An 18,869-nucleotide genomic window follows, 5' to 3' on the forward strand; every position below is an offset into this window, starting at 1 on the left:
TTCATAAGATAAATATATAGAAAAGTCAGAAAAGAGGAATTGAATAAGGGAGGAACAACATGAAGCGTGTTGCTTGGATTACTGATAGTACAACTGCGAGTTTTACAACAGAAGGAGATAATTTTGTTATCCCAATTGAAGTTATTATTGATGGAGTGTCGTATAAAGATTGCGAAGAGGGAGTTCATGAACGTCTTTATGAAGCGTTAAATGACGGAAGAACGGTTACTACTTCACAACCTAACATAGGAGAAATGGTAGAGTTATTTACGAAATGTAAAGAAGAATATGAAGAAGGTTTTGCAATTGCTATTAGCGGAAAAGTAAGTGGGACCTATCAAAATATGAAGCTAGCTGCTGATATGGCAGGTTTCCCTTTAACTGTATTAGATAGTGAAACGACAAGTTATCCAATGGATGAACTTATGAGAAAAGCTAAGACGTTATACAATGATGGTATGACTTTACAAGATATACACAAAACATTAGTTGATGAAAAAAGAAGACCTTATTATGTATTTCCAAAGAGCTTAAAAGGTTTATATGCAAGTGGTCGTGTAAAGGGAGTTCAATTTTTACTTGGAAGTTTATTAAGTGTCAACTTAATCTTAGAAGTAAAAGGCGGAGAACTTTTACTTGAAAAGAAAGTACGTAAAATACAAAAATGTAGAGAATACATTAAAAATGAGCTTGAAAAAGAATTACCAAAAGTACTTCATATGTTCTATGCTAACGATAAAGATGGAGCTGAAGAATGGATTTCAGATATTAAACAATCATTTCCTGAAATGGATTTCAAACTGTATCCATTACCGATTTCATTTGCTGTTCATGCAGGTGAAGGTACAATAGCAATTAGTTATTAAAAGGAAAAACCCGTGAATGATTCGCGGGTTTTTTTATTTGAAAATGGGACACACCACGTCGCCAGCAAGTTGAAATTAAAAATATAAACCTTTACCTACTGGCTGAACCGTTTCTAGCACAGTATCAACCATTTCTTCATTAATTAGAGTTCTTATGATCCAAGCTGAGAGATCTTGAGCAGCAAAACAACCCGCAGCAGTCGAGATACTTCCTTCGTTTACGAAACTTTGTTCAATAACGTCTACATCAAATTCTTTAAGCTGTTCTACTGCGGATGGATATGTAGTTGCTTTTTTGCCAGTTAGCAATTTTTTAGCTCCTAGTAGTAGTGAACCAGAACACATTGATCCTATTAATTGTCTTTGAGGATCTACATGAATACTAGTAATATATTCTTGGTTTTTATATAAATCTTGTACCCCTTTGCCACTTGCAAATATTACAGCGTCAGCAGAAGGAATATCTGATATGCTTCCTGTCATGGGAATACGTAAGCCAGACATGGATATATGAGTTTTTTCCGTTCCTAATAGTTGGACATTCCAATCAGAAATACCGCCAACTAAACGTACACGATTTAATAAATCCCATGGTAGAAAAACATCTATATCAGTAAACTTATCGAAACAGACTATTGCAATTTTCATTTTCTAATCCTCCATTACTTTTGTTAACAGTACCAATTAACTTTTCTAATACTTGAGCTACACCATTTTTATCATTAGTATCGGTAATTTCAAACCTGTTAATTAAAGAAGGAGGGAACTACCTCCACCATTCTTTAACAGTAATTTTATGGGATTTTTCATTTTTATCTATAATCTCTACAAAACAATCATATGTTTCTAGTTTAGCACTGGAAACTCCAATGTATGGATCTTCAATATTAAAAATTATGCTTGCCGTTGCGGAAAAAACATTATCTAAGGGAATATTTCCACTTTTTAAAAGACGTTCGAAGTCTTTCAATAAATCATCTAAAGACTCCTTTATTATTGGAATTTCAAAAACTTTGGGTGTAATACTTTTTTCTAAAATATTTATGACAATGTTATCTATATTTTTCTCTTCAGCAATATTATATACATCAAATTGTATCTGAAGAAGAACAAACAGTTTGCAGAACACCTAAAGATTATGCTGAACATGTAAGAGAGATGATTGAAGTATATGGAAATTTCTCTTTAGAAATTCAAGAATTTTTAGTACAAGGAAGTAAAGTGTATGTACGTTGGAAACAAGTAGGTACACATCTAAGAGAAACCGATGGATATCAACCTACAGGACTCCCAATAGTTCAAATGGCAAGTGCGGTGTATAGAATAGAAGATGGGAAAATTTCAGAGTATTGGATTCAAATTGATAGGTCAGGAATTCAAAATCAATTTGATTTCAATAAAAATATTAATAATATTTAGTAGCTAATTTTTAAGAGTAATAGAAAAATAAAGCACTATACAAAATTTGTTAACACAATCGTTCGATATGGGATTTCCCGTATCGCGAAATCCGTAAAAATCAAACAACTTTAAAGAGCCTTTCTGCATTTTATTGCAGAAAGGCTCTTATGTTTTTATATCAAAATTAAATAAATTTATTATCATTACACTTTTCTATCGTAATTCAGCTGTCTTTCTAATAACAATCTTATCAATATCATCCTCTTCATCACCAATAAATAATCCACGTTCTTTTAAATATGTTTCGAAGTATAAATCTGCTTCTGCACGTTCATCGTATGGCTTTACAGAAAGAACGAAACCTAATTTATTTTGCTCCTCTAAATGAGAAGTGGAGATGTAAGCCGGTACATTGTGGCGTAAAAAGAGCTCTTTAACTGGAATGATCATATCTTTCATTAATTTCGTTAACATACCCATTTCAAACTCAAAATTAAAGCGATCTATACTAGATAAATCCGCGAATACTACACCAATAAAACCTGTATTAAATACTTCTTGATATTCAATATCTTCGTCACCATAAAAATTCTTTTCGATCAAATAATTTATAAAATAAGAAACACCATCACTTTGTTCAAAAGGTTTTGTTGAAAGAACGAAGCCGATTTTCTTTTGTTTATGTAAATAAACACATGACATGTATGCAGCGATATTATGTTCTTTAAATAATGCACTCGTTGCTCCAGATAGACCATCTAGTACGTGGTGCACAATTTGAAGTTTTTTACGAGCGAAATAATAGGATTTCTTTTGTAACTCCAATGTATCAATAAAGACAGAGCCGATAAAGCCTGTATTTGAAATAATAGGTGTTTGCTTTTTTCTTCCTCTGCGCTTTGCTTGAGTCATTGTTAAAATCATCCCTTCATGTACAATTAAAATAAAAAAGAACATTTGTTCGTATATTTATATTTTACTATTAAAACACTCTAAAGTAAAGGGTTTTTGACGAAAAAAACAACAAAAAAGACACCTGAAAAGGTGCCTTAAACGCTGTAGGGAAGAGGTTTCATCCCAACTATTTATATTATGATACAGAAACAATCTCTTCTGTATCTTCTACATCTAAATGACAGTCCATAGTACGAACATCTTGATCCTCATGACTTCCGAAATAAATAGTAATTTTCATATGTATCGCTCCTTTATTCTAGGAATACCTAAAATAATTACTAGTAATGTTAATATTTATTATATACCACTTTTTTCATTCCGACAACGTTATATCATTTTTAATTCTTTTAGGACGCAAAGAGTGATTTATAGAGATATTTTTATAGAAATAGGTAGATTTCTTATATGTTATATTTAATACTGAAGGATTCGAATACGAAATTTTATGACAGGAGCAAAATGAATGAATTATAAGCAGTTACTAATAGACAATTTTACATATAAAACCTCATACATTGCGCGGCGGGTAATTGGAATGGATGTAAAAGAAACGAAGGATTACATTACTGTCGACTGCGGATTACCTGCAGATACATTTAATATTATTACACTACTAAATAGTAATGTAACGAAAGGGATCGAGAAATTATATAAGGAGGTAGAATGCTATAATCAAAAGAAATTTCCAATGAGTGTTTGGTTTTGGGATGATAAGCAAGAACAGACTATAAAAAGCGAATTAATCAAACTTGGTTTAAAAGAAGTAGAACAGAATATCGCGATGGTAGCAGACTTAAGAAAAATTCATCCAATAATAGACATTCCAGTAAGTTTTACAATAGAAAAAGCAACATCGCCAGAACAAATACAACAATTTGGCGAAACGTTAGCAGCTTTATTCGGTACATCAACAGAAGGTACTCACGTACAAGCATACTATAATCAAATTGCTTCTTTAGATTTATGGAATAGTGATGCCATGAAACTATACTTAGGCCTTTATAAAGGGAAGGTAGTATCTGTTGGCTCTTTAGTTTGTACGGAAGATAGCGTCGGTATTTATGATATAGCGACTAAAGAAGAAATGAGAGGAAAAGGATTTGGTTCTATTATGTTCAATTTCCTGCTTCAAGAAGCAAAACAACTAAAAGATACTTACTGCATTTTACAAGCTTCACCTGATGGAATAAATATTTATAAAAAATCTGGCTTTCAAGCTGTAGGACAAATGACAGTTTTTGAAAATCGACATTTAATTGAATAATTCATCCAAATCAAATCGCTTTAAATATAGGAGTAAACATACCGTTATGAAGAAAATATCTATAATTACAATTATCTGTTTCTTTTTTGTAATTAGCACTTTTGTTTTTCAGCAAGTAAATGAACAAAAATATACAAAAGCTATTAATCAATCAAATCATATTAAAAATATTGCGCATAGAGGGGCTTCTGCATATGCACCGGAACATACATTAGAAGCGTATCAATTAGGACAGCAATTAAAAGGTGACTATATAGAAATAGATCTCCAAATGACAAAAGACGGACATTTAGTAGCTATGCATGATGAAACATTAAACCGTACAACAAACGGTACTGGTTTTGTAAAAGATCATACATTAGATGAAATAAAACAACTGAATGCAGGTTCTTTTTTCAATAAAAAGTATCCAAATTTAGCAAAGAAAGAATTTGAAGATGCTAAGGTTCCAACACTAGAAGAAATTATTGAAACGTTTGGACGTAATGCAAACTATTATATTGAAACAAAATCGCCAGATGAATATCCTGGTATGGAAGAAAAGCTATTAGAGATTATAAAGCACTACGAAATAAGTGATAAAGTAATTATTCAATCATTTAGTGAAGAAAGTCTGCGAAAGATTCACAGTTTAAATGACAATATACCGTTAGTACAATTATTATCATATAAAAAAGCAGTTCAATTAACAGACTCAGAAATAGAAAAGTATAAAACATACTGCATTGGCCTAGGCATGAACTACAAATATATTGATGCAGTCTATGTGAAAAAAATAAAGAAACATGGATTAGAAGTTCATCCATTTACAGTAGATAATGAAAAAGATATGGAAAAGTTACTAAAATGGGGTGTAGACGGGATGTTTACTAATTATCCGGATCGTTTGCATTCAGTATTAGATTTGAAAAGTCAAAATTAAAAAGTATTATTCTTAAGGGAGTAATAAATAAAAAAGAATCCAATAAACATATTGGATTCTTTTTTATTTCTATACGCCAAACTTGATATAATACAATATTGATGATTATTTTTCATAAGTTTTGTCAGAAAGTAATCAAAATGTAATTAATTTTTTCTTTGTTTTTTATATTTTTTTGATACACTGACTACGAGCGGAATACCGATTAACGTCGGCAAAAACCAAAACCATATTGGCGGCAGTAAATTTATAATAGGAATATGGATGCCGATATTTACTAAAAGTGCGGTGACGGCACCTATATAAGAACCTAACATACCTCTAATGTGGTGATGGAGCCAATTTTTCCAACGCCTTTTTCTTGCAAGGTATCCATAAATCGCGAATGAATAAGAGAAAATTGCTACATAAAATAAATATGCGATTTTATCCCAGTTTATAATGGATAATATAATTGCAGTAAGGGTGATGACAACATAGGATGCATGATATATTTCACCCCACTCCGTATGTTTTCCTTTCTTCTTTTGAGCAACCATAGCTACAATACCGGTGATTAAGCATATTGTTCCAAATAGTATGTGTATGGTTAAAAGAATGCTGAAAATGCTCATAATAATTCCTCCTTTTTTTATTTTTATAGTATTGCAGTATAGGAGAAAAGTTGAAAAATATAGTTAGTTCGGCTTAATATTTTGAAATAAAGGTACTCTTAGAACAAATTTTTTTAAATTAAGTGAGGCTCGTATTACGTTAAATGAAGGAGAGACTTCTATGTTTACATCTATTACATATTTACAATCGGGGAATAACAAACAACAAAAAATATATGATGTTTTGAATGAGCTAAACATAATGGAGGATTTAGCTTTATATAGCCCAGTTCTTTGCGGGACAATCCCTATAAGAATTGATACTCCTCAATCTGACTTAGATATTGTAATGGAAGTATATAACTTTGATGTTTTTGAGCAGGAAATGAGATCTTTATATGGCTCTTATGAAGGATTCAAAATAAAAAAGAAAAAAATTAAAGGTACTGAATCGATAAAGGTGAATTTTAAATTTGAAGGTTTTGATTTTGAATTATTCGCTCAGCCTAAGCCAGTGCGTAACCAAAATGCATATAGACATATGATAGTAGAGCACATGCTATTAATGCAGCATCCGCATATAAGGGAAGAAATTATTCGCTTAAAAGATCAAGGGCTAAAAACAGAACCGGCTTTTGCTCAAGTATTAAACATTGACGGTGATCCCTATAAAGAACTTATTTTATTAGGACAGGAAATGAGATTATGGTAAAAAAGGCACATAAAAAATCCTCTTTATAAAAAGAGGATTTTTTTATTATGCCATTAACTTACGAATCAAATTACTTACTATAATAATACCTTGAGTAATTTGTTCAGGGGAAGAATACCCATAAGATAAACGTATAAACTGATCTGATTCTTCCTCATAAATACGTCCCGGGTTAATAAGAACTCCCTTTGATTGAGCCTCTGAAAATAGTTTTTTCATCGAAATGTTAGGCACCACCCTTAGCCATATAAAAAATCCACCACTAGGGATATCCCATGTAGTAATGTCAGCGCAGTACGTATTTAGTGCTTGTATCATTATTCGTCTTCGTTCTTTTAGGTGAATCCTTACGTTCGCTACGTGATCTTCATAACCCCCTTTACTTAACCATTCCGTCGCAACTCTTTGAGATAAAGAACTTGATCCATAGTCAGTTTGCATTTTTATATCTGACAATCTCTCGATAACAGGCTCTGGTCCGATGATCCATCCAATTCTAAGTCCTGGGCTAAGTGTTTTAGATAGACTACCGATATATAATACATGTCCATGTTTATCCATCGACTTTAAAGGAGGAGGCGGTAGGTCATCAATCCATAATTCACGGTAAATATCATCTTCAATGATAGGCAATTGTTCTTTTTCACATATTTTTAGTATTTCTTTTCGTCGATCCTCGGACATTAATACACCCGTCGGATTTTGAAAACAAGGAATCGAATATAAAATATTTTTCTTTTGACTATAATTAATTCTTCTTAACAAATCATTAGGGATAATTCCATGTTGATCCATCTGTATTCCAGAAAGGTGAATATTAGCCGATTGAAATACGTGAAGAGAATATAAGTAAGAAGGCCGTTCAAGTAAAACAGTTGACTCTCTATGTAAAAGACCGATTGATATTAATTGTAATGCCTGTAATGCACCAGAGACTATTAATATAGAACTCGGTGATGTATTTATTCCAAATGATTTTACATAATTACTTATTGCTTCACGTAAAGGGAGATATCCTTTTTGTTCTTCATATCCGAAATAATCTAGTTCCTCACATACGTTACGCATAATGAATTGCATAGTTTCTAATGGGAAAAGATGCGGTGCAAGTTCTCCTTTACTAAGATGAATCAATTTTTTATTTGCTTCTGCTTCATTAATCTCTCGGACCATTAGCTTACTTGGCTTATGAATACCAGCTTTTACATATTCACTCCAATCGGGCGGGGGATTGGTAGCTAATAATGACCATGTATTATTTATTACAATTGTTCCCGACCCGATTTGCCCTTGAATTAAACCATCTGCCATAAGTTCTTCTAGTGCAGTTATTACAGTACTACGATTTACATGAAATAATTTCGCTAACTGCCGCTGGCTAGGAAGCTTACTTCCAATCGGCCATTCTCCATATTCAATTTTTCCTTTCATATAGTCTATTATTTGCCGATATTTAGGCAGTTTTTTATCAGTAGACATATTAAAAACTCCCTCATTCATTTTAAAAATGCAAAGTGGTTGGTTTTTTCGAGGAATAACTGGTTGAAGACATTGTATCAACTATTAAATATGATGAAAAGAAATAATTGGTAATTAGAAAATGGCTGGTTTATTGGAGAGGGAGAGAGAGAAAGTATGCATAATAAAAAATGGGATTTTCGTATTGTATGTGCTCACATTTTTACGATTATTATATGGGGAACAGCTTTTCCAGGAATTCGGATGGGGCTTGAAGCTTACACGCCTGAACACCTCACATTGCTACGATTACTAATCGCTTCTTTGATTCTTTTTCTGTTTTCACTTATATACAAATTACGTTTACCTGATTTGAAAGATATTCCAGTAATATTTATATTTGGCGCTCTGGGATTTACGATTTATCATATTGCACTCAACTACGGTGAAAAGAGTGTGAATGCTGGACCTGCTAGTTTCATTGTATCGATAACACCGATATTAACGGCAATTCTTGCTTCTGTTTTTTTGAATGAAAAAATGAAATTTAATGGTTGGATCGGTGGTGTAATTAGTTTGATAGGAATTGCTTTTTTATCATTAAGTCAAGGTGATTCTATTCAATTGAATAGTGGGGTATTACTTATATTATTAGCGGCATTTTCAGAAAGTCTATTTTTCGTTTTCCAAAAGTCTTATTTAAAAAAGTACGGTTTCTTACCATTTACAATATATACAATTTGGTCTGGTACGGTATGTATGCTTATTTTTTTGCCCGGGATTTATGAAGAAATCGTAGCAGCTCCTATAGAAATTACTTTGAGTGTTATATATTTAGGTGTGTTCCCGACAGTACTTCCATATATTGCATTAGCGTATATTACATCCCATTCCGGTGCTTCTGAGGCAACAAGTTCTCTATATTTAACACCAGTTACTGCATGTTTTATTGCTTGGGTATGGTTAGGCGAGGTACCAACCTTTGTTTCGATTGTTGGAGGGATAGTTACTATACTTGGAGTTGTGATTGCTCATTTAACATTTAATAAAGATGATTATAAGCAAATTGAGCGTGAAAAAGTATGGTAAGACATTCTTACGAGTATTTGCAATTTGAATGCAAAATTTCGGATTAATAACAGGCTTTCAATTCAATAAATATAGTGAAAAAGATTTATATTAAAATCAGCTAGTCCAATATTTGTACGAGATTTAATTAAACTGTTAGATCATTTATCTGCAAAAGAACTAGCATAATGCTAGTTCTTTTTATCAATACATTACTCACCATTAATATTTGCTTAGAATTGTATAGATTTAAATTTTTTCCACATATACATAATTATCTTACCTATGAAAGGAGTGCATTTCTTGGAGAAGGTTTTATTTTTTGGAGACCCAGGTATTGATGATTCGTTTGCAATTATGTATGGCTTACTGCATCCTGAAATTGAAATTGTTGGTATCGTAACTGGATATGGAAATGTTGAACATATACATGCCGCTCATAATGCCGCATATATTTTGCAGTTAGCAAACAGACTAGATATTCCTGTAATTAGCGGAGCAACAAAACCACTTACAAATGAAATTACAACGTATTACCCTGAAATTCATGGACCAGAAGGATTAGGACCCATACATGTACCGGAAAGTGTGTTATCCATTCCGATATACAATTTTGGTAGTATTGCTTCGATTCTTGTAAAGTATGGAGAAGATCTAACAATTGTCGATGTAGGAAGATCTACCTCGTTAGCAATTGCGTTTAATTTATGGAACGACTTGATGTTAAATGTAAAAGGAATTTATTTTATGGGTGGTGTCTTTTTAGAAGCAGGGAATGTTACTCCATTAGCAGAGGCAAACGTGTACGGAGATCCTATAGCAAGTCAAATTGTATTTCAGCAAGCGAAAAATATAACGTTATTCCCTTTAAATGTAACAAATAAAACGGTTTTAACCCCAAGTGTATTTACTTATATTTTAGCTAATACAAAAAATCCATTTAAACCGATTATGAAACCCATGTACGATTATTATTTATCAGCATACCAAAAGCTCAATCCATCTATTGAAGGACCATTATTACACGATGTACTTGCTATAAGCGGTTTGGTGAATCCTACTTTTTTAAATTACACATCCCGAAAAGTGACTGTGGATATATGCGGTGAAACGAAGGGACAAACTTTTGCTGATTTTCGCCCACACTCTAAATCTGAAGGGGCTCGTATAGCGTTACAATTAGATGAGGAAAAATTTATTCAGGATTTTATGAAAATCATGTTATAAGTTGATGTCGAAAAAGGGAATCATTTCACTCCGTTGAATATAAAAGATAAATTCTCTTTTTAAAGGAGCTTAAAATAGTGAACGTCCAATTAAAAATTGTTACGAGAGAAAATTGGGAAGATGCATTAAAGTTACAAGTTAAAGAAAATCAAATGCAATTTGTTCCGGCAGTGGCAGTATCACTTGCTAAAGTATACATAAAACCAGATGGTGAAAATGTCGAATATATTCCATTCGCTATATATGATGGTGACCTTATAGTCGGTTTTATTATGCATGCTTTTGTACGTGAGTCAACAGATATGTATTGGATTAACGGATTTATCGTTGATGAAAAAGAGCAAGGAAAAGGATATGGAAAAGCTGCATTACAGGAAATCATTAACTTAATAAAAAATAACTTTAAAGAGTGTGAGGAAATTAGATTAACTGTTCATAAAGATAATATTTCTGCAAAGAAACTATATGAATGTTATGGTTTTAAACCGTTAGGAAATGTATATGACGGTGAGGAAGTATATCGCTTATTGTTGTTGAAATAAAGATGTACTGTTTTGAATAAAGTTACATCGTGTATTTATAGTGAACAGGCAAAGAACATCTAGAATTGAAAGATCGATTAAGAAACTGTTTGGAAACAATAAGTTGTTCCGTTAAAGGGTCAAATTGCGGAGAATTGGTTGTACCAATTCATATAAATTATCACAAATTGAATTCACGCAATTATTTTAACATTTTATTATAAAACAGTATTTATATATACTTAAACTATCATTAATAAAAACATCAATGGAGGAACTAATATGAAACAGAGCAATAAAAAAGAGTTGTCACTAGAGCAACGTGAAGAATTACTACAAACATTGAAAGATCGTTTTGAGAATAATATGAACCGTCATAAAGGTTTAGAATGGGCTAATGTTCAAGAAAGGCTGAATGCTAATACTGAAAAATTGTGGTCGCTTAATGAAATGGAAAGAACTGGTGGAGAACCTGATGTTGTAGATTTTGATAAAGAAAAAAGCGAATACATTTTTTATGATTGTTCAGCAGAAAGTCCTAAAGGTCGTAGAAGTGTTTGTTATGACCTTGAAGCGCTAGAATCAAGAAAGAAACATAAACCAGAAAATAACGCTATTGATATGGCAACTAGTATGGGCATTGAACTATTAACGGAAGAAGAATATCGGGCGTTGCAAAATCTCGGGAATTTCGATTTAAAGACATCGAGTTGGGTGCAAACACCTTCTGATATTAGAGAACTTGGAGGTGCCCTTTTTTGCGATTATCGCTTTGGACACGTCTTTGTGTATCACAATGGGGCAGAATCTTACTATGCCGCAAGAGGCTTTCGTGGTTCGTTAAGAGTCTAAAATTTGTACAGGCAGGTAAATTTGAAGTAGAGAATAGATTTGCTTATGGAATAGTAGTGATTGCATACTTTAGCTACGGCTTCGATTTTGAGGCCGCAAAGAATAGGGCTAATCGAACCTTATTGTAAAAGAATGAATCAACTAAAAATAGCAAGAGTATGTTTCGATGATTTATTTTCATAAACATACTCTTTTTTAGAATCGTTTATCAAAAATATTAGTTTCAATTAAATTGTAAACTAGAAGATGTAAAATGTTATCTTCTAGTTATTAATAATGTTCATCCATATGAAGCACCTATGATTAATATTATCCCGCTTTTAAATGACAATTTTTGAGCAAGTATAAAGTGAATGATTAGGAGGAATACAAAATGAAAAGTAAATTCCATCATATTGTACGAGCTATCATGATAAAAGATGAAAAATTACTAGTTGCTGAATACATAGGACATCACTATTTTTTACCCGGAGGCCATGTTGAAATTGGGGAATCAGCAGAGAATGCACTAATAAGAGAGTTACGCGAAGAACTTGGAGTAACTTGCAGTATAAAACAATTTTTAGGTGTCATAGAAAATAAATGGCAAGCTAAAGAAACCCTCCACCATGAAATTAACCACATTTTTGAAATAGATTCAAATGAGTTGAAATCAGATTTTACTCCAATATCTAAAGAGTCCCATTTAGTATTTCACTGGATTGATTTTACTAAAGAAAATATAAACTCCTATACAATAATGCCGACACCTTCAGTAAAAGAATTACTAGAAAGAAAATTAAGTGATGAACTATTAACTTGCTGGATTAGTAACTTTTAGTTATCTCTATTTATATTAATTCCGTCCACTAAAAGAATGTAAAGAAAATAGGCTCATGAACAAGGTACATCACCTAGTGTAAAGTCATATTTTGTTGATGTACGCATTTAGTCTATAGCCTTATTTCTACTTTATTTTTAAAAAGAAATAAACTTAAAGATATGGACGGAATTTACATTTGTAAATGGAGGGTTTCATAATGAATGAGTTTCAACAAGAACTACAAGCGTTAAACCTTAATGCTTATCAACCTGGTAATGTTGTGTATTGGGATCAGCAACAAAATCAATATCCATATTATTACATCCAAGACGATGCACGTCGTTGTGGCGGATGCGGTGGACGTTGTGGTGGCTGTGGTGGTCGCTGTGGTGGTTGTGGCGGCGGACGTTGCGGTGGTTGTGTAGGTTGTGTTGGTTGTTTCAGCTGTTCTAATTGCTGGAACTGGTGGATTATTTAAGTACAGAATAATATTTCACATGAAAGAAAAGTGTAAATACCAGTTTATGTTGTGTTAACGCTTTTCTTTCATGCTATCATTTTTTCGTTTTCATTTTAGGGGGAAATTTATTTGTACAAATATGAGAAATTAATTTCATGGGTAGAAAATATTAAAGAAACAAATCAAAGTTCTGCGGCTGCACTTTGTATTATGAAAGATAATAAAATTGTACTAGAGCACTATAGTGGAAAGCATTCAAATTCTCCTATTAGTAAAAAAGTAAACATATCTTCACAGTTCAATGTCGCTTCCGCAAGAAAAAGCTATTTAGGATTAATGGTAGCTTATGCAGTTTATGAGGGGAAAATAAAATCTCTTGATGACGAGGTAGTAAATTATTTAAAAAAACATGATCCTTCATTACTCGGTAAGACAACGATAAGACACTTAGTAACTCATTCACACGGTTTAAATGAAACCGATGAGGGGACAGTTTTTCGTGAATTTGAGCCGGGACAAGCTTGGGCGTACAGAGATATTAATGTAAGAATGGTAACGCAGCTTATTTATCAGCTGTATAATAAGAGTTTTCCTGAATTATTAAAGGAGCGTGTATTCCTACCTGCCAACTTCAATGAAACTAGATGGAGAATTGAGCATGATGAAAATTTAGTTAAGGTTATTGTAAATCCAAATGAAGATGCTGTAGAAAGTGTCGGTGCAGTAGATGACGGATCCGAGAAAAATTTATTTGTCTCTGCGAGAGAATTTGCATACTGGGGGAACCTGCATTTAAATAACGGGTACTTAAATGGTAAACAAATTGTGCCAAAAGAAGTTATAGAACTTGCTACAAGCATACAAAGTCCAGCGTATAAAAATAAAGAACTACCTCAAAACGGGTTGTTTTGGTTCGTTCAAAATGAACCTGCTTTACTTAGCGAACTTGGTGAGCGAGTTCCGAAAGGTTCCTATCAAATATTAGGAATTACAGGACCCACGAACGATATTAGTCATTCCAGAATATAATGTCGTCGTTGCTAAAATGTACAATAAAAGATACAACTATGGTGGAGACAATTATTTATATTATTTACGTGAATTTAGCAATTTAGTCGCTGATGCATTTAGTAGCAGTATAAATAATACGATTAGGGCATAACTACTCCTATAATAAAAAGGAGTGAACAATAATGAAAAATGAAGTGAATAAAAATAAAAAACAAAACATAAAGGATGTAAACACAGAACAAAATGCGATTTATAGCGATCCGAAAGATGCAGCAAATATGCAAACTGTACCGCAACCGAAAGACTTCGAGGAAGTTGAATATTAATTTTCTCTCCGACTTATTTATGAAAGAAAAATACGTCTTAAGTCTCATCACTTTCAGCAAATTATTTGATAACATATATACATAAGCATTTGAAAATGTCTTATCTTAACAAAGCTTTCTTTAAATACATCCGTATATAACCTACAAAAAGGCACTTCTTGATGAAGTGTCTTTTTGTGTAAACTAACTTAATTTCCATTTTCCGTACGGTATCGTGCAATTTATCATGGATATACTAATTGTGAAAATTCATGTCATGATAAAAGAAGGGGACAGTTAGTATGAAACAATCATCTATAAATCCGTTGCTAATTGTTCTAGGTACAATCATTGTTCAAATTGGCCTAGGTACAATTTACACATGGAGTTTATTTAACCAACCCCTTGTAAGTAAGTTTGGATGGAACCTCAATTCAGTCGCGATTACTTTCGCAATTACGAGTTTTTCTTTATCATTCTCAACTCTATTTGCAGGAAAGCTACAACAAAAATTTGGACTCCGTAAACTTATCGCTACTGCAGGAATTGTTTTAGGACTCGGTTTAATACTTAGTTCACAAGTTTCCTCATTACCATTACTTTATTTATTAGCTGGTGTTGTCGTTGGATATGCTGATGGAACAGCATATATTACCTCACTATCTAATTTAATTAAATGGTTTCCAAACCGTAAAGGACTTATTTCTGGTATATCTGTTTCGGCATATGGAATGGGAAGCTTAATCTTTAGATATATAAACGGAAATCTTATCAACAGTCTTGGGGTATCACAAGCATTTTTATATTGGGGTATTATCGTCTTACTATTAGTGTTGATAGGATCATTCTTCTTACGTGAAGCAATTGTAAGTAACACTACGGCTGAAACATTACACAATGATTATACGCCGCGTGAAATGATGAAAACGAAACAAGTATATCTCTTATTTTTCATGTTATTCACATCATGTATGGGCGGACTGTATTTAATCGGTATGGTAAAAGACATCGGTGTGCAGCTCGTTGGTCTTAGTGCAGCGACTGCCGCAAATGCCGTCGCAATGATCGCAATCTTTAATACAATAGGTAGAATTATTCTTGGAACGTTATCAGATAAAATAGGCCGATTAAAAATTGTCTCTGCTACATTTATTATTATTGGATTATCCGTCTTCACTTTAAGTTTTATTCCACTAAATTACGGGATTTATTTTGCTTGTGTAGCAAGTGTTGCCTTTTGCTTTGGTGGTAATATCACTATATTCCCAGCCATTGTCGGGGATTTCTTCGGATTAAAAAACCATAGTACAAACTACGGGATTGTTTACCAAGGTTTCGGATTTGGTGCGCTTGCAGGATCATTCATTGGAGCACTACTTGGCGGATTTCAACCAACCTTCATTACAATCGGTGTTTTAAGTATTATCTCCTTCATTATTTCTATATTAATTCGTCCACCGAATGCAGAGAAGAAAAAGGAAATAAAACATTTACATCGAAAAATAGCTTAATTCAAAAAAGGGTCCTAATGTCAGGGCTCTTTTTTATTACGCTAACTTTGCTTCTTTACTAACTCATTAAAGACAGGACAATATCATTATAAAATTGAATAGATAAGTAAAAAGGAGCGTGATACTTAAAATGAAAATAGCGCAGCAGTGGGTACAAGAAGATAGTGATTACATAAGAGAGAAAGTAATTGAATATAACCAAAAACATCTTTCAAATGAGGAAAAAACACCTTCAGAAAAGGTAAGTTTTATAGTAAGGAATGAAAAAGAAGAAATAATCGGAGGGGTAACAGCTATAACATTTTGGCATCAGTTGCATATTGACTTTCTGTGGGTGTCTGAAGAATATAGACACGAAGGCTATGGTAGCAAATTAATGAAACTTATTGAAGAATTTGCAATCGAAAAAGAATGTCGACTGATAAAATTAGACACTTTTAGTTTTCAGGCTCCAAACTTTTATAAAAAACATGGATATAAAGTGATCGGAGTCAGTAAAGATCATCCTAAAGGACATCATCACTACTATTTAGAAAAAAGGTTGTAAAAAACATATTAAATTTATAGTTGCTATCGCTTAGTATCTTTTAACCGAATCGATTTTTAACATTTAGAGGGCATGTTTTGATTATTCTTTTTCAAAGCACGTTCTTTTTCTTTTTTGTGAATAAAAATAATTTAATGGTAGAATGAAATAAAGACAGAAAATTCGTATCATTAAAGGGGATTAAACATGAAAAAGGTGAATGTTACATACGCGCTTTTATACGATGAAACTCACGAAAAGCTCTTAATGGTTAAAAACAAAGGGAAAAATGGCTCTTATTACACTTTACCAGGTGGAGCAGTAAAATTAGGTGAAACGTTAGAAGAGGCAGCAATTCGTGAAGTGAAAGAAGAAACCGGACTAGATATATATGTAAATGGGGTTTGTTCCATTAGTGAAGCGTTGTTTGAGGAAAGGGGACATCATGCAATCTTCTTTAATTTTTTAGGAGAAATAATCGGAGGGGAAATCTGTATATCACGACCAAAAGAAATTGAAGAAATTATCTGGATGGAATTACATAAAGCAGAACCTTATTTACGTATACCAGAACACTTAAAAGGCCTTTTACAAAAGAAAGAAACAATACCTTATATTTTTAATGGAACTATTATTCATCAATCTTCATAAATATATTATTACATTTAAGGCGGGGGAAAAATGGAGTTTATCGTTAATCATAAACAATTTACACAAGCTCTTTCAGAAGTAAGTAAAGCTATCTCAACAAAAAATTTAATTCCTATATTATCTGGAATAAAAATAACAGCAAATCCATCCGGAATTACTTTAATCGCAAGTAATTCGAATATTTTCATTGAAAAATTTATACCTAGTTCAATTGAAGGTGTACAAATTACAACTATTGTAAAAGCAGGAAGTATTGTTGTACCAGCGAAATATTTCATTGAAATTATTAAGAAAATGCCAAGTGATATTTTAATAAAAAGCATGAATGAGCAATTGATTACAATTCAATCAGATGAAATTACTTTAAACTTAAATGGATTCTCGGCGAACGAATTTCCAAATGTACCATTTATAGACGAACATGCAGAAATACAAGTAGAAACGGAACAGTTGATTGAAGTATTCAAACAAACTGTCTTTGCAGCTGCTAAAAATGAATCTAGACCCGTTCTTACTGGCGTACATTTTGTTATTGATCATAACAAATTAATTTGTGCTGCTACTGATTCGCATAGACTGGCTTTACGTGAAATACCCATTTCTTCACATGCGAAATTAAATTGTATTGTACCAAGTTCCACTATTAGTGAACTACTAAAATTAATGAACAGTAATTCAAATGTAGTATACATATATCTTTCAGAGAGTCACATTATTTTTAAATTTGGTACAATTACGTTGTATTCAAGGCTTATTGAAGGTAAATATCCTAATATATCCGGCCTAATTCCAAATGAATCCCAAACAGTTATTAATATAGATAGAAAGCAGATTTTACAAGGTGTAGATCGGTCAAGTTTATTAGCTAGTGAATGGGCAAACAACAACGTTAACTTAGAAATCATCGACGAATCCACAATACAAATCTCTTCTAATGCTTCTCAGATTGGTAAAATATCCGAGACACAACAAATAGATACTATTCTCGGTGAAAAGCAATTAAATATATCTTTTGATGGACGATATATGGTCGATACTTTAAAAGCAATAAAAGAAGATAGAGTTACTTTAAGTTTTGGTGGTTCCATGAGGCCGATAGTAATTGAAGCAGGTGAACAATCTGCAGCAGTATATTTAATATCACCTGTTAGAACTTATTAAGAAGAAAGGAATGAATTAAAAAATGTACAAGCATACTTTATGTTTTATAAAAAGAAATGAAGAAATACTTATGCTAAATAGAGAATATGATCCTGTAAAAGGATTATGGAACGGTGTAGGAGGGAAGATAGAAAAAGGAGAAACACCGTTAGAAAATGCAATTCGTGAAATAAAAGAAGAAACAAATATAGATGTGGAACAAAATCAAATTCAATTTAAAGGCATTATTAAATGGGAGGATTCCTCATATTCTGGTGGCATATATGTCTATCTAGTTGAGCTACTTAATGAATTTACATATCACACTCCAAAAAAAGTCTCAGAAGGAATTCTAGATTGGAAAGAGGTATCTTGGATTCTAAGTGACTATAATTACGGCGTAGGAGAGATGATACCTAAATTTTTAACTGAAGTACTTTATAATGAATTAATATTAGAGCACTCTTTCGTTTTATCAAATCATAAATTAGTAGAGTATAAGAATAAAGAATTAGCTAAGCAGAGCAGCCCAATAGATTCAATACATAAATTAGTGTAAGCAGTAACAGAAAATAGCTAATGTAATCGAAGTGAAACTAAAGATAAAATTTAACGTGAGGGT

Annotated in this window: 21 protein-coding genes and 3 pseudogenes; 19 read left to right on the forward strand and 5 right to left on the reverse strand. The window is 32.4% G+C overall.

Translation table 11 applies throughout. The annotated features are described in order from the left end of the window. Positions 1–59 precede the first annotated feature (59 nt). Complete coding sequence (locus Q3V31_RS17720) at positions 60–866, forward strand: DegV family protein (RefSeq protein ID WP_000831936.1); 807 nt, start codon at positions 60–62, stop codon at positions 864–866. 75 nt (positions 867–941) lie between these two features. Here Q3V31_RS17720 and Q3V31_RS17725 read toward each other — a convergent pair whose 3' ends face one another. Together Q3V31_RS17725 and Q3V31_RS17730 are read right to left on the reverse strand one after the other, a co-directional pair. Next, the gene (locus tag Q3V31_RS17725; protein ID WP_090813485.1) at positions 942–1,514 is read right to left on the reverse strand and encodes a DJ-1/PfpI family protein; all 573 of its coding nucleotides are present in this window, start codon (positions 1,512–1,514) and stop codon (positions 942–944) included. 118 nt (positions 1,515–1,632) lie between these two features. After that, the gene (locus tag Q3V31_RS17730) at positions 1,633–1,995 is read right to left on the reverse strand and encodes a hypothetical protein (protein ID WP_090813484.1); all 363 of its coding nucleotides are present in this window, start codon (positions 1,993–1,995) and stop codon (positions 1,633–1,635) included. On the opposite strand from Q3V31_RS17730, the pseudogene Q3V31_RS17735 reads away from it, so the two are divergent. Beyond that, positions 1,953–2,285, forward strand: a pseudogene (locus Q3V31_RS17735) (ester cyclase); the annotation flags it as partial. The gene Q3V31_RS17730 and the pseudogene Q3V31_RS17735 overlap by 43 nt on opposite strands. Positions 2,286–2,480: 195 nt before the next feature. On the opposite strand, the gene Q3V31_RS17740 reads toward Q3V31_RS17735, so the two are convergent. After that, positions 2,481–3,179: a hypothetical protein gene (locus Q3V31_RS17740; protein ID WP_000189504.1), complete on the reverse strand. Its 699-nt coding sequence runs from the start codon at positions 3,177–3,179 to the stop codon at positions 2,481–2,483. A 508-nt stretch (positions 3,180–3,687) separates the two neighbouring features. On the opposite strand from Q3V31_RS17740, the gene Q3V31_RS17745 reads away from it, so the two are divergent. Both Q3V31_RS17745 and Q3V31_RS17750 read left to right on the forward strand, forming a co-directional pair. Continuing rightward, positions 3,688–4,488 (forward strand): GNAT family N-acetyltransferase, encoded by an 801-nt coding sequence (locus tag Q3V31_RS17745; RefSeq protein WP_071734483.1) that lies wholly within the window; start codon positions 3,688–3,690, stop codon positions 4,486–4,488. A 46-nt stretch (positions 4,489–4,534) separates the two neighbouring features. Beyond that, on the forward strand, positions 4,535–5,410 hold the full coding sequence (locus Q3V31_RS17750; RefSeq protein ID WP_000723970.1) for a glycerophosphodiester phosphodiesterase: 876 nt from the start codon (positions 4,535–4,537) through the stop codon (positions 5,408–5,410). 146 nt (positions 5,411–5,556) lie between these two features. On the opposite strand, the gene Q3V31_RS17755 is transcribed toward Q3V31_RS17750, so the two are convergent. After that, complete coding sequence (locus Q3V31_RS17755; RefSeq protein ID WP_000021857.1) at positions 5,557–6,024, reverse strand: DUF2306 domain-containing protein; 468 nt, start codon at positions 6,022–6,024, stop codon at positions 5,557–5,559. Positions 6,025–6,184: 160 nt separating this feature from the next. Here Q3V31_RS17755 and Q3V31_RS17760 point away from each other — a divergent pair, with 160 nt between their 5' ends. Further along, positions 6,185–6,715, forward strand: coding sequence for a DUF4269 domain-containing protein (locus Q3V31_RS17760; protein ID WP_000495204.1), 531 nt, complete (start codon positions 6,185–6,187; stop codon positions 6,713–6,715). A 45-nt stretch (positions 6,716–6,760) separates the two neighbouring features. On the opposite strand, the gene pdxR is transcribed toward Q3V31_RS17760, so the two are convergent. Continuing rightward, the gene (gene pdxR, locus Q3V31_RS17765; RefSeq protein WP_000102200.1) at positions 6,761–8,194 is read right to left on the reverse strand and encodes a MocR-like pyridoxine biosynthesis transcription factor PdxR; all 1,434 of its coding nucleotides are present in this window, start codon (positions 8,192–8,194) and stop codon (positions 6,761–6,763) included. Positions 8,195–8,350: 156 nt separating this feature from the next. Between pdxR and Q3V31_RS17770 the strand changes: the two genes are divergently transcribed. The 14 genes and pseudogenes from Q3V31_RS17770 (at position 8,351) to Q3V31_RS17835 (ending at position 18,806) form a co-directional block, all read left to right on the forward strand. Beyond that, complete coding sequence (locus tag Q3V31_RS17770) at positions 8,351–9,262, forward strand: DMT family transporter (RefSeq protein ID WP_000551599.1); 912 nt, start codon at positions 8,351–8,353, stop codon at positions 9,260–9,262. 282 nt (positions 9,263–9,544) lie between these two features. Further along, positions 9,545–10,468 carry a nucleoside hydrolase gene (locus Q3V31_RS17775; protein ID WP_000416765.1) on the forward strand — a complete coding sequence of 308 codons (924 nt, stop codon included), beginning with the start codon at positions 9,545–9,547 and terminating at the stop codon, positions 10,466–10,468. A gap of 77 nt (positions 10,469–10,545) precedes the next feature. Next, entirely contained in the window at positions 10,546–11,010 is a 465-nt protein-coding gene (locus Q3V31_RS17780) for a GNAT family N-acetyltransferase (protein ID WP_001102666.1), read from the forward strand. 261 nt (positions 11,011–11,271) lie between these two features. After that, positions 11,272–11,841, forward strand: coding sequence for a DUF4256 domain-containing protein (locus tag Q3V31_RS17785; RefSeq protein WP_329765680.1), 570 nt, complete (start codon positions 11,272–11,274; stop codon positions 11,839–11,841). A 224-nt stretch (positions 11,842–12,065) separates the two neighbouring features. Next, positions 12,066–12,179 (forward strand): annotated as a pseudogene (locus Q3V31_RS17790) (cytochrome C biogenesis protein); the annotation flags it as partial. 35 nt (positions 12,180–12,214) lie between these two features. Beyond that, on the forward strand, positions 12,215–12,661 hold the full coding sequence (locus tag Q3V31_RS17795) for an NUDIX domain-containing protein (protein WP_000836818.1): 447 nt from the start codon (positions 12,215–12,217) through the stop codon (positions 12,659–12,661). 199 nt (positions 12,662–12,860) lie between these two features. Beyond that, positions 12,861–13,121, forward strand: a complete 261-nt coding sequence (locus Q3V31_RS17800; protein ID WP_001001870.1) for a heterocycloanthracin/sonorensin family bacteriocin — start codon at positions 12,861–12,863, stop codon at positions 13,119–13,121. Between the two features lie 111 nt (positions 13,122–13,232). Beyond that, positions 13,233–14,265: pseudogene (locus Q3V31_RS17805) on the forward strand (serine hydrolase domain-containing protein). Positions 14,266–14,296: 31 nt separating this feature from the next. Further along, positions 14,297–14,440 (forward strand): hypothetical protein, encoded by a 144-nt coding sequence (locus Q3V31_RS17810; RefSeq protein ID WP_000787556.1) that lies wholly within the window; start codon positions 14,297–14,299, stop codon positions 14,438–14,440. A 281-nt stretch (positions 14,441–14,721) separates the two neighbouring features. After that, positions 14,722–15,930, forward strand: a complete 1,209-nt coding sequence (locus tag Q3V31_RS17815) for an L-lactate MFS transporter (RefSeq protein ID WP_000814376.1) — start codon at positions 14,722–14,724, stop codon at positions 15,928–15,930. Positions 15,931–16,060: 130 nt separating this feature from the next. Then, positions 16,061–16,477, forward strand: a complete 417-nt coding sequence (locus tag Q3V31_RS17820; protein WP_016129555.1) for a GNAT family N-acetyltransferase — start codon at positions 16,061–16,063, stop codon at positions 16,475–16,477. Positions 16,478–16,663: 186 nt separating this feature from the next. After that, the gene (locus Q3V31_RS17825; protein ID WP_000757617.1) at positions 16,664–17,107 is read left to right on the forward strand and encodes an NUDIX hydrolase; all 444 of its coding nucleotides are present in this window, start codon (positions 16,664–16,666) and stop codon (positions 17,105–17,107) included. A gap of 30 nt (positions 17,108–17,137) precedes the next feature. After that, entirely contained in the window at positions 17,138–18,268 is a 1,131-nt protein-coding gene (gene dnaN, locus Q3V31_RS17830; RefSeq protein WP_016129553.1) for a DNA polymerase III subunit beta, read from the forward strand. A gap of 22 nt (positions 18,269–18,290) precedes the next feature. Further along, positions 18,291–18,806 (forward strand): NUDIX hydrolase, encoded by a 516-nt coding sequence (locus Q3V31_RS17835; protein ID WP_090813481.1) that lies wholly within the window; start codon positions 18,291–18,293, stop codon positions 18,804–18,806. Positions 18,807–18,869: the final 63 nt, after the last annotated feature.

This window comes from Bacillus nitratireducens (genome assembly GCF_036320425.1).
Taxonomy (GTDB): Bacteria; Bacillota; Bacilli; order Bacillales; family Bacillaceae_G; genus Bacillus_A; species Bacillus_A nitratireducens.

Excerpts from the sequence above, each read along its gene's own strand:
- Q3V31_RS17720 (WP_000831936.1), top strand. The coding sequence starts at position 60 with ATGAAGCGTGTTGCTTGGATTACTGATAGTACAACTGCGAGTTTTACA.
- Q3V31_RS17725 (WP_090813485.1), bottom strand. The coding sequence starts at position 1,514 with ATGAAAATTGCAATAGTCTGTTTCGATAAGTTTACTGATATAGATGTT.
- Q3V31_RS17740 (WP_000189504.1), bottom strand. The coding sequence starts at position 3,179 with ATGACTCAAGCAAAGCGCAGAGGAAGAAAAAAGCAAACACCTATTATT.
- Q3V31_RS17745 (WP_071734483.1), top strand. The coding sequence starts at position 3,688 with ATGAATTATAAGCAGTTACTAATAGACAATTTTACATATAAAACCTCA.
- Q3V31_RS17750 (WP_000723970.1), top strand. The coding sequence starts at position 4,535 with ATGAAGAAAATATCTATAATTACAATTATCTGTTTCTTTTTTGTAATT.
- Q3V31_RS17755 (WP_000021857.1), bottom strand. The coding sequence starts at position 6,024 with ATGAGCATTTTCAGCATTCTTTTAACCATACACATACTATTTGGAACA.
- Q3V31_RS17760 (WP_000495204.1), top strand. The coding sequence starts at position 6,185 with ATGTTTACATCTATTACATATTTACAATCGGGGAATAACAAACAACAA.
- pdxR (WP_000102200.1), bottom strand. The coding sequence starts at position 8,194 with ATGTCTACTGATAAAAAACTGCCTAAATATCGGCAAATAATAGACTAT.
- Q3V31_RS17770 (WP_000551599.1), top strand. The coding sequence starts at position 8,351 with ATGCATAATAAAAAATGGGATTTTCGTATTGTATGTGCTCACATTTTT.
- Q3V31_RS17785 (WP_329765680.1), top strand. The coding sequence starts at position 11,272 with ATGAAACAGAGCAATAAAAAAGAGTTGTCACTAGAGCAACGTGAAGAA.
- Q3V31_RS17795 (WP_000836818.1), top strand. The coding sequence starts at position 12,215 with ATGAAAAGTAAATTCCATCATATTGTACGAGCTATCATGATAAAAGAT.
- Q3V31_RS17800 (WP_001001870.1), top strand. The coding sequence starts at position 12,861 with ATGAATGAGTTTCAACAAGAACTACAAGCGTTAAACCTTAATGCTTAT.
- Q3V31_RS17810 (WP_000787556.1), top strand. The coding sequence starts at position 14,297 with ATGAAAAATGAAGTGAATAAAAATAAAAAACAAAACATAAAGGATGTA.
- Q3V31_RS17815 (WP_000814376.1), top strand. The coding sequence starts at position 14,722 with ATGAAACAATCATCTATAAATCCGTTGCTAATTGTTCTAGGTACAATC.
- Q3V31_RS17820 (WP_016129555.1), top strand. The coding sequence starts at position 16,061 with ATGAAAATAGCGCAGCAGTGGGTACAAGAAGATAGTGATTACATAAGA.
- Q3V31_RS17825 (WP_000757617.1), top strand. The coding sequence starts at position 16,664 with ATGAAAAAGGTGAATGTTACATACGCGCTTTTATACGATGAAACTCAC.
- dnaN (WP_016129553.1), top strand. The coding sequence starts at position 17,138 with ATGGAGTTTATCGTTAATCATAAACAATTTACACAAGCTCTTTCAGAA.
- Q3V31_RS17835 (WP_090813481.1), top strand. The coding sequence starts at position 18,291 with ATGTACAAGCATACTTTATGTTTTATAAAAAGAAATGAAGAAATACTT.